General features: G+C 40.7%; 6 protein-coding genes. All 6 read right to left on the minus strand.

Going from position 1 to position 7,310, the window contains the following annotated elements; all coding sequences use genetic code 11:
* Positions 1 to 624, minus strand: a 624-nt coding sequence (locus tag QZ379_RS11325; RefSeq protein WP_291564673.1) for a S1 RNA-binding domain-containing protein, incomplete at its 3' end; no start/stop codon positions are given.
* Between the two features lie 200 nt (positions 625 to 824).
* The gene (locus tag QZ379_RS11330; RefSeq protein ID WP_291564676.1) at positions 825 to 1,526 is read right to left on the minus strand and encodes an SIMPL domain-containing protein; all 702 of its coding nucleotides are present in this window, start codon (positions 1,524 to 1,526) and stop codon (positions 825 to 827) included.
* A 4-nt stretch (positions 1,527 to 1,530) separates the two neighbouring features.
* Positions 1,531 to 2,382: an ATPase gene (locus tag QZ379_RS11335; RefSeq protein ID WP_291564679.1), complete on the minus strand. Its 852-nt coding sequence runs from the start codon at positions 2,380 to 2,382 to the stop codon at positions 1,531 to 1,533.
* Between the two features lie 113 nt (positions 2,383 to 2,495).
* A complete protein-coding gene (locus QZ379_RS11340) occupies positions 2,496 to 5,408 on the minus strand; it encodes an insulinase family protein (protein WP_291564682.1) in 2,913 nt (970 codons plus the stop codon).
* A gap of 181 nt (positions 5,409 to 5,589) precedes the next feature.
* Positions 5,590 to 6,162 carry an FKBP-type peptidyl-prolyl cis-trans isomerase gene (locus QZ379_RS11345; protein WP_291564685.1) on the minus strand — a complete coding sequence of 191 codons (573 nt, stop codon included), beginning with the start codon at positions 6,160 to 6,162 and terminating at the stop codon, positions 5,590 to 5,592.
* Between the two features lie 115 nt (positions 6,163 to 6,277).
* On the minus strand, positions 6,278 to 7,183 hold the full coding sequence (locus tag QZ379_RS11350) for a cation diffusion facilitator family transporter (RefSeq protein ID WP_291564688.1): 906 nt from the start codon (positions 7,181 to 7,183) through the stop codon (positions 6,278 to 6,280).
* Between the last annotated feature and the right edge of the window lie 127 nt (positions 7,184 to 7,310).

Consider the following 7,310-nt stretch of genomic DNA (forward strand, 5'->3'; position numbering starts at 1 on the left):
GATGATTTCTTTCTTCTGCTGTTCAAGTTCAGCTTCGATAAGAGCTTTGTGAGATACAACTACGTTCTTGAATTCCTGGTTGATCTTAACAACTTTGAATTCCATAGTCTTACCTACGAATACGTCATAGTCGCGGATAGGCTTAACGTCGATCTGAGAACCTGGCAAGAATGCTTCGATTCCGAATACGTCAACAATCATACCACCCTTAGTGCGGCACTTAACGTAACCCTTAATGATTTCTTCGTTTTCAAGAGCAGCGTTAACACGATCCCAAGAACGAGTAGCACGTGCTTTCTTGTGAGACAAGATCAACTGACCTTTTTTGTCTTCCTGATTTTCGATATATACTTCTACAGTATCACCTACTTTCAGGTCTGGGTTGTAACGGAATTCATTCAAAGGAATGATACCGTCTGATTTGTAGCCAATGTTAACTACAACTTCGCGTTTGTTCATTGCGATTACAGTACCATCAACAACCTCACGGTCATTTACTTTGTTAAGAGTACTGTCGTAAGCTTTTTCAAGTTCTTCCTTGCTTACATTTGTTAGTGTGTCACCACTTTCATACGCATCCCAGTTGAAATCTTCAATAGGAGCAATGTTCTTTAAGTTTTCCATTAAAATAAAAAATTGTTTTTAAATAATTAATTGTGTTAGACTTTATGTTGTTCATCTAAATCGGCCGCAAAGATATTAAGTTCTGTCCATATATGCAACATTTTGTCCGCTTTTATGCTGAAAAATAGAAGATTATATGTAAAAAATAAAAGGAGGCAAGTGTAAACTCCCCCCCCCCTTAAAGTTAAAATGTATAGTTATCAGTCTTCAAGCGAATAATCAATAGTGGTTACAACTCTTACTTTCTTGATGTAAGGAGTATTGGCGTCACGGTCTGTTATGCTGAATTGTCCTTGGTATGCATTTCTGATTTTTCCAAGTTTACTGTCAGAATCTTCGGCAAATTTTTCTGCAGCCTGTCTTGCGTTTTTTGTGGCTTCCTCAATCATCTGTGGTTTGATTTTGTTGAGTCCGGTATATTCATATTGTACGTTGTATCTGTAATCGCCCGATGTGATTGCAACGCCTTGTTTTAAAAGTTCTCCCTGACTGCTGATAAGCTCTCTGATGAGATTTACTTTGTCTGAGGTAACGGTTATTACAGATGTCACATTATATCTGTATGAACTTTCCTGATTATTGTATCTCTCTGCTTTCATGTCTATTATTTCAGGAGCATTTATGCTTATCTCTTTTTCCTCTATTCCCTTTCCTTTAAGGAATTGGGTTATGGTTTTGTTGGATTTGTTGATTTGTTCGTAAAGCCTTACCAGGTCGTTTCCTAGGCTTTTGTAAACCAGAGGCCATGTAACTTTGTCTGCTTCAACTTCCATTTCTGCAAGTCCTTTAACGTTCACGCTACGGTCTTTGTTGGCAAAACTGCTTATACCGCGTTCGATGAATACTCCCAGTAGAAGCAATCCTATTGCTATGACTACTGCTTCAAATCTTAAATTCTTCATGATATTATTGGTTTATTTTAGTGTGAAAATCTTTTAGTCCCCATATCGGTTCTTTCATGAACACTCCTGTTCTCAGATCAAGTGATATCGCTGCTTTCTTGATTTCTTCCTGAAAAAACCATGCGATAGAGCCTGCAAACGATATGTCGAGTGTCGTATCGTATTTCATTATGTTGCGTCTGAAAAATTCCGTAAAACAATCATTCAGAAATGTTTCGACATTTGGGTCTTTTCTTACCTTATATATATAAGGTGTTATGGAAGCAAGGAAACGGTTGGCCTGAGGCTCTCTGTACACCTTATTTAATATATCTGTTGTTGTAAGAGCATATTCTTCCAGAAGTCCGGTTTTAAGATACTCAGGCTGTTGGTTCTTCAAACAGTCTGATATAAATCTTTTTCCCAGGTATGCTCCACTACCTTCGTCCCCAAGGATATATCCCAATGGAGAAACGTTGGCGATTATTCTTTCTCCGTCATACATACATGAGTTCGAGCCTGTACCTAAGATACATGCTATCCCCGGTCTGTTTCCACACAATGCCCTTGCAGCACCGGTGAGGTCTGTTTCTGCTTCAACAGTAGCTTCAGGAAAAACTTCTTTCAGTATATTACTGATTTTTATAGCCGGTTGCGGCAGACATCCTGCACCGTAAAAATGAACTTCAGTGATATTGTGTATGCATATATCCTCTCTTTCCATATTTGGTAAAAGGGAAGAGTTGATTATGTTGCGTATGTATTCCTCTGTCTGGTGGAAAGGGTTAATGCCTTCAGTTCCGATAAGTCTGTAGTTGCCTCCTGAAACGACCATCCAGTCTGTTTTTGTTGCTCCGCTGTCTGCTATCAGTATCATGTTTCTTTTAATAGTTTATGCGAATATAATCAATAGTTGTATTATTTCCAAATATAATAACAAAAGGCCTGTGCGTTTCCACACAAGCCTTTCTGAAGTTTATAAATCTATGATTAATATCCGAAGATATCCTTCTGTGACAGTTTTGTTATCTTACCGTATTTTTCCAACGATTTCATGTCGAGGTCTTTTTCGTGACCAAGAACACAGTATGTGTACTTACGGTCTTTTACCCATTTCTGCTGGAAGTCTTTCACATCCTTCAGAGTCATAGTCTGTGCCTGTTCGAATAAAGCTTTTCGTGGGTCACCGTTTATTCCTTTGTCTTGAAGATCAAGGTACTTCCACAGAATATCCATACCTGTTATTCTTTCAGTACGCAAACGGCTTATAGTCCCTTCCTTAGCCAGTTTGAATGCTTTTTCAGATTCAGGCATGTTGTTGATTATCTCGTCGAAAGCCTTCATGGCGTCTGTCATCTTGTCGTTCTGAGTAGCGATGAACGAGCGGAAGATGTAAGGATATTCCTTATATGAAGGCGATGTTATGAATGCATATGAAGAGTATGCAAGGCTTCTTGCCTCACGCATTTCCTGGAATACTATTGAGTTCATTCCGCCGCTGAAGTACTCGTTGTACATGCTTAAAGTAGGCTGGATAGCAGCATCATATTGCTTTTCAAAGTTTGAAATACCTGTGAAATAGATTTGTTTTGCATCATATTCTGCAAAGTAAACCTTGTTTTCTGTTGTAGGCTGATACTGATAGTCGTATGCCGGTGCAGGTACATCGACAAGCTGTTCAGGAACATTGTGATACTGGTTTATAATAGAAGTAACCTCTTCCTGAGTAGCAGGACCATAATACATTATACGGTGCTTGTAGCTGTTGAATTTATGTATGCAGTCAACCAGTTTCTGTGGATCCATTTCTGTCAGTTCTTTTTCAGAAAGGATATTCTTCGATGGAGAATTTTCTCCATACATTGCATAATTTTGCAATTGTGAGAAGTTTGATGACTGGTTAAGTTTTGCGTCCGCACGTTTTTTCAGGATGTCAGCCGCATAATTCTTGTATGCGTCTGCATCAACTTGAGCGTCAGCAAGTATTTCTTCGAACAACTGCATAGCCTTAGGCATATTCTCCTGAAGTCCTGACAGCATAACGTATGTGCGTTTCATTCCCGGATGTACGCTGAACGAGCATGCCAGACGATAGAATTCCTTGTTGATTTCTGAAAGCGATTTCTTTGATGTTCCGAGATATTCCATGTATGAGAATGCAGTGCTCAGAGCCTTGTCGTTCTGGCTGCCCATATCGAACACGTATGTCATTTGGAACAGGTCGTTCATGTCATTTTTCTTGTAGAGCACTTCGATATCAGATTTAGCAGTGAATTTCTGCATATCTTTGTTGAAGTCGAGGAATACAGGCTCGATAGGAGTGACCTTGCTTGCCTGGATTTCTTTAAGGAATGAGCTTACGCTGTCGCGGTTCATCACGATAGGAGTGATAGACGGTTTGTCCATCTTCTTTTCGTTAGGGTCTTTACCCATGCGTTTGTAAACCAAGGCATAGTTGTCAGCAAAGTATTTGTTTGCGAAGTCTACAACCTGCTGCTTGTTTACCTTGCTCATCTTGTCTATGAAGTTTACTACGTCGCTCCACTGGTCGCCGTCAACGAAAGCCGATACAAACATATCAGCTCTGCTTTCATTGCTTTCAAGCTGTTTCATGTAGAAAAGCTTGTAGTTGTTGATTGTGGCCTGAAGCAGTTCTTCGTCAAACTCTCCATTGCGCAGTTTTTCAACCTCAGCCAGCATAAGGTCCTTGACTTCATCCAATGTCTGTCCCTGTTTTGGCTGACCGCTTATCATATAAGTATAGTAGTCCGACAAGCCGAGTGAGCCTGCGAAACATCCCAAAACTTTCTGTTGCTGGTTCAGGTTTACGTCAAGCAGACCTGCCTGTCCGTTGTAAAGAATAGAGCTGATAAGTGCGGAGATAACATCATCGTCCACAGTAGTAGGCATTCTCCAGGCCAAGGCTACGCTTTCAGCGTCAAGACCCATAACTTCCTTCACCACAGGTTCCTTGATAGGTGATTCCTTAGGCTGCGGACGTTCCGGCAAGTTTGGATTAGGCTTCATCTCGCCGAAATACTTGTTGATTATTTCGATAGTTTCATCCGGGTTCATATCTCCTGACATACAGATAGCCATATTGTTAGGTACATACCATGTCTTGAAATAATTCTTGATATTTGTGATAGAAGGATTTTTCAGATGGTCCTGTGAGCCGAGTACAGTCTGTGTTCCGTAAGGATAGTCAGGATAAAGAGCGCTCAGCAATGTTTCATAAACCTTTCTGAAATCCTTTGTCAGAGACATGTTCTTTTCTTCATAAACGGTTTCCAACTCAGTGTGGAATCCTCTGATTGTAGCGTTCTGGAATCTGTCTGCCTGAATCTTGGCCCAGTTGTCGATTTCGTTTGACGGTATATCTTCTACATACACAGTCTGGTCGTAGCTTGTGTAGGCATTTGTACCGTTTGCACCTATAGCTGCCATCAGCTTGTCATATTCGTTAGGAATAGCTATTTTTGAAGCTTCGTACGATACACTGTCTATCTGATGATAGATAGCTTTTCTTTCAGCTTCGTCAGTAGTTTTTCTGTACACCTCGAACAGACGTTCTATTTCGTCCAGCATAGGTTTTTCCTTGCTGAAGTCCGTAGTACCGAATTTCTCTGTACCCTTGAACATCAGGTGTTCGAAATAGTGTGCAAGACCTGTAGTTTCTGCAGGGTCGTTCTTTCCGCCCACTCTTACGGCGATGTAAGTCTGGATACGCGGAGTTTCCTTGTTCACTGTAAGGTAAACCTTCAATCCGTTGTCAAGTGTGTAGATGTGTGTCTGCATCGGGTCGTTAGGTACGGTTTCGTACTTAAACTTAGAGCCGTTTCCGCATGCTGTCATCAATGCCATCAGTACGGCAGCTCCGATAAATTTCTTCGATTTGTTCATACTTCAGTTATTTGTATTATAATGCGAAGATACACAATGTTTTTCGAATAAAATATGTCATATAGCAGAATTTTTATCTTTGTGTATATCAGTTTTTACTTATGCAATAAAAAAAGGCATAAAAAAAGTGTAAACTACAATAAAATGTAATTTACACTGATGTGTTTTTTAGAAGTTTCAATCAATGACATCCGCAGCAACCGCCACCGCAGTCATCGTCATGGTCGCCGCATCCGCCGCCACAACCGCTGCAACCGCCACCGCATCCGCTCATTGAGTTCACGATGTCCTGAACTTCCTTGTTTGTAGCTTCACGCATTTCAAGTATTGTACCTTCGAAAATAAGGTCCTTGCCTGCGTGAGGGTGGTTAAGGTCGATAGTTACAGTGCTGTCAGTAATTTCACCTACGTTGGCATAGAACTGGCTTCCTTCGCCGTCGTTCAGCATGATGATGTTACCTTCGAACACATTGTCTTCGTCAAACTTACCGTCAGGACCGCAGAATGCAGACTTCGGAAGAGTCTTGATTCCTTCCGGGTCTACTTCGCCGTATGCTTCAGCGCAAGGGATGGTAAAGTTGAAGTTATCTCCTTTGGCAAGTGCTGTTATTTCTTTTTCAAATTTCTCGAGTGTATATCCTATACCTGTGATGAACTGGAAAGGATGTTCAGCAGGAGCTTCTTCTATCAATTCTTTTTCGCCGTCTATCATAGCATAAAGTCTGTATGCTACGGTGATGTACTTATTTTCCATAATCTAAAATGTATGTTTTAAAATCCGGACACAAAGGTAGTAAAAAGCTTTTAATTTTTAGGAAGATATGCTTCCGGTTTTTAGGATATTGATATTTTTGCAGAAAAAACATATTCTATTTGCACGAATATGCCTGACATTCGGTACCGTCGATTTCAGTTTCTATGGTGCAATGGTGTACGCCGGCATTATTGAATATTTCTCTTATCTCGGCTTTTGCCTTTTCGGCATCCGCCCATGAGTCTACCACTATGTGTATGGTAGCCGCACTCTCTGTAGTGCTTATAGCCCATATATGCAGATGATGCCAGCCGGACAGACAGCCTGCTTTGTCTAATTTCTCTGAAATCATATCTCTGTCCACCGATGAAGGAACGGCATCGAGCGTCATCAACAGACTCTCCTTAAGCAGGTTATAGGTGGAAACCATTATTATAAGTGCTAAAATGATTCCTATTACAGGGTCTATCCACATCCAGTCGGTATAGCTTATTATTATTCCTGAAATTACTACTCCCAAAGATACCAATGTATCCATAAGCATATGGAGGTAAGCTCCTTTCACGTTTATATCCTGCTTGCTTCCTCCCATCAGCAGCCAGGTAGTGAGTCCGTTTATCAGTATTCCAACTCCCGCCGTCCAGCTTATGGCCGTTCCGGAAATGGGTTGCGGATTTTTCAGCTTGTATATACTCTCTATTATGATTGCACCTACGGCAACCAACAATATCAGTGCGTTTATCAGTGAAATGAGAATCGTTGCTTTCTTATATCCGTATGTGAACTGTGGGGTAGATGATGCCTTTCCCATTCTGAATGCCACGAGCACCAATACCAGACTGAACACATCGCTCAGGTTGTGTCCTGCGTCAGAAAGCAGCCCTACAGAGTTGAAGTATAATCCTACTACAGCCTCTATACCTACGAAAAGCAGGTTCAGCACTATGCAGAATATGAATATTTTGTTCATCGAGGTCGAAATCTCATGATGATGATGGTGGTGATGATGATGTTTCTCCATAAAAAAATGTTTTTTGCAAAGTTATCATTATTTTTTTTTATTTGTATCCGAAGGGCAAAATTTTGTCTTATTGACCTTAAATCCGCAACTCCATTCCCGAAGTGCTACCTAATAAAGAGAAATGGAC

Source organism: Bacteroides sp., assembly GCF_019417265.1.
In the GTDB taxonomy this organism is placed as follows: domain Bacteria; phylum Bacteroidota; class Bacteroidia; order Bacteroidales; family Bacteroidaceae; genus Phocaeicola.

Bases quoted from the DNA above. Each gene is read 5' to 3' on its own strand.
- QZ379_RS11330 (WP_291564676.1), bottom strand. From the start codon at position 1,526: ATGAAGAATTTAAGATTTGAAGCAGTAGTCATAGCAATAGGATTGCTT.
- QZ379_RS11335 (WP_291564679.1), bottom strand. From the start codon at position 2,382: ATGATACTGATAGCAGACAGCGGAGCAACAAAAACAGACTGGATGGTC.
- QZ379_RS11340 (WP_291564682.1), bottom strand. From the start codon at position 5,408: ATGAACAAATCGAAGAAATTTATCGGAGCTGCCGTACTGATGGCATTG.
- QZ379_RS11345 (WP_291564685.1), bottom strand. From the start codon at position 6,162: ATGGAAAATAAGTACATCACCGTAGCATACAGACTTTATGCTATGATA.
- QZ379_RS11350 (WP_291564688.1), bottom strand. From the start codon at position 7,183: ATGGAGAAACATCATCATCACCACCATCATCATCATGAGATTTCGACC.